Origin of the sequence: Psychroflexus aestuariivivens (assembly GCF_004010055.1) — a bacterium.
GTDB lineage: Bacteria > Bacteroidota > Bacteroidia > Flavobacteriales > Flavobacteriaceae > Psychroflexus > Psychroflexus aestuariivivens.
The window spans coordinates 1-2,519 of the sequence record NZ_RQVT01000021.1 but is presented as its reverse complement, the minus strand read 5'-3'; the positions used below and the strand labels follow the sequence as shown (position 1 = coordinate 2,519).

Below are 2,519 nucleotides of genomic sequence, written 5' to 3'. Positions count from 1 at the left end.
TGGTAATTAAAATCTAATCAAAACGAATTTTTTGTACTTGGAAACTCGATTGATTTTCACTCGTCTGACAAATGATTAAATTTTAGAAACTTAAGTTTCGACAAACTCAAAATTTAAGTTCAAAAACTGATATTTAATACGACTCAAATGATTAAAATTCAGCCGATCTAATTACGCAAATAAAAATCCAGCACGAATTGCGATTTAAAAGTAAAACTCAAAAATTGATTTCAAAAAATAGGAGCGAGCGAATAATTTTAACGACAAATAATTTAACTCTGAATCTCAATCAAAATAGAAAAAAATACGCTCTACAACACTGCATATCGCTCATTGCGGATTTTGTGGCTGAAATCGGATTTTCGGGATTTTCTGGAAGTTAAAATCATAAATTGAAAAATAATCGCTAATTTTCCCGCAACGAAGCGATATGCAAGAACGTTAGGCATAATTTATAACAAAAATTGGTAATGATAAAAAATACATTAATATTATTTATTTTAAGTTTTTATTTTATCAATTATAATCTTTATTCACAAAATACTCTTGAGGACAAAGCTCAAATTTTATTTGATAATTACGCTGACAAAATTGAAAAATCAAATAATTTAATAATTCGATATTCCCGAATTATCCGAGGAGATATAAATAATGACAATAAAACTGATATAATTATAGAATTTGGTCTCGGAATTGAAGATGCGAACTCTATAATAGAAAAACAGGCTGCAATATATATAAATCAAAATAACGCCTTAAAAGTTGTTACTGGTTTTCAACCAAATTTTTGTATGAATATTAAAGAAATAGATGATAATTTAATAATTATTGATGAGCTTGAATCTTGTATCCTACCTTGGCCAAAAACTGTAAAAACTAGGTTTTATAAATTTTTTCAAAATCAATTGATGGAAATAGAACCTAAGGATTATAAAAAAACTAATGAAAATATTCTATTACAATTTGAAACAATTGAAGGTAAAAAACTTGTTATTTCAATAGAAGAAAATCAAAAATATATTATATACAGATATGGTACAAGTAATAATATTGAGCTTGAATTTCCTGATAATTTAAAAAATAGTTGGGATAAATTTTCCCATTCTTGGTATCTCAGAGGTGGTGGAATTGAAAATGAAGGAATGGATTTAGATTACTTGTATTTTGAAAAAGATAACTTTAAATATGTAGTTTTTCAAGAATATTATTCAAAAACAAAAAAAACAGAATATGGAATAAAAGTTATTAATTTAAAGACAAATAAAATTTCTGTGATAAAAGCTAATCCTAAAACGGTAAATGGAACTCTTTCAGATCTTCGAGAGATAAATAAAATTAAGAAAGGTAATAAATTATTTTAAAAAAACTATGCCTAACACCGTATATAGCAAATAGCGGGGTTTGTGCATAATCCGAAAATTTTGGTATATTTGGAAGTTCGCCAATTTTTGTTTTAGTCGTTTAGAATAAAAAAAGGTAAAACTCAAAAACCAAAATTTGGCTTGTGTTTGGCGGAAAGATTCTCGCCTATTTGCCCGCTACTTGCCATATACAAACACGTTGGCAGTAATGTGGAAAAACGAGATAAATTGAAAAAAGTATAAATATGGACAGAAAAGAATTTTTAAGAAACACGGCAATTTTAGGTGGAGCGACAATCCTACCAATGAACAACGTTTTTTCACAAAATGTAACGGAAAACGGAATTGACAGATTAGTGGACAGTAATGGAAATTTCATTCAAAAATCACTTCCATACAATAAAACTTTTTTGGAGCCACATATGGATGAAGAAACCTTACATCTGCACTTTGAATTTCATCACGGTGGAGCAGTAAAAGGGGCAAACACAGATTTGATTAAAATTAAGGAACATCTAAAATCGGGCGATTTAGACCAAGTGGATTTGTGGACCCGAAAGTTAGCTTACCACTTTTCAAGCCACGTGCTTCATTCCATCTTTTGGACGAACTTAACGAATAAAAAAACTGAACCCAAAACTGAACTCTTAAAACAGATAGAAAAGGATTTCGGTTCATTTGACAAACTGAAAAGCTATATCGGGAAAATATCAAAAACTGTAGAAGGAAGCGGTTGGGGTATTTTGGGTTACCAACCTTATTCGGATAGCTTGACATTGTTACAATGCGAAAATCATCAAAAATTAACACAATGGGGAGTTGTTCCGATTTTGGTGATTGATGTTTGGGAACACGCCTATTATTTGAAATACAAAAATAAAAGAGCCGATTTTGTTGATACAGTTCTTGAAATTATCAATTGGGACAATGTAGCTGACCGATTTATGACAGCAAAACGACTGACAAAATAAACACTACTGCCAACAATGGCTATAAGTAATTGCTTGTTCTCGCCTACTTCTGAAAATCCTCACGGATTTTCAGTTTGGTGTGTACTTGCAAAGTTAAGTGCTAAACCACGCAACTACTCATAGCCGAAACCGTTGTGCAAAAGCTAAGAATTGTTGGTTTTGCAAATAAATTGATGAATTTGAAATT

2 protein-coding genes are annotated in these 2,519 nt (G+C 30.1%); both read left to right on the top strand.

What is annotated here, in order from left to right; translation table 11 throughout:
* Positions 1-470 precede the first annotated feature (470 nt).
* Positions 471-1,361: a hypothetical protein gene (locus EIG86_RS04575; RefSeq protein WP_127844981.1), complete on the top strand. Its 891-nt coding sequence runs from the start codon at positions 471-473 to the stop codon at positions 1,359-1,361.
* Positions 1,362-1,606: 245 nt separating this feature from the next.
* Positions 1,607-2,332: a superoxide dismutase gene (locus EIG86_RS04570; RefSeq protein WP_009780324.1), complete on the top strand. Its 726-nt coding sequence runs from the start codon at positions 1,607-1,609 to the stop codon at positions 2,330-2,332.
* The last annotated feature ends 187 nt before the right edge of the window (positions 2,333-2,519 follow it).

Bases quoted from the DNA above. Each gene is read 5' to 3' on its own strand.
- EIG86_RS04575 (WP_127844981.1), top strand. From the start codon at position 471: ATGATAAAAAATACATTAATATTATTTATTTTAAGTTTTTATTTTATC.
- EIG86_RS04570 (WP_009780324.1), top strand. From the start codon at position 1,607: ATGGACAGAAAAGAATTTTTAAGAAACACGGCAATTTTAGGTGGAGCG.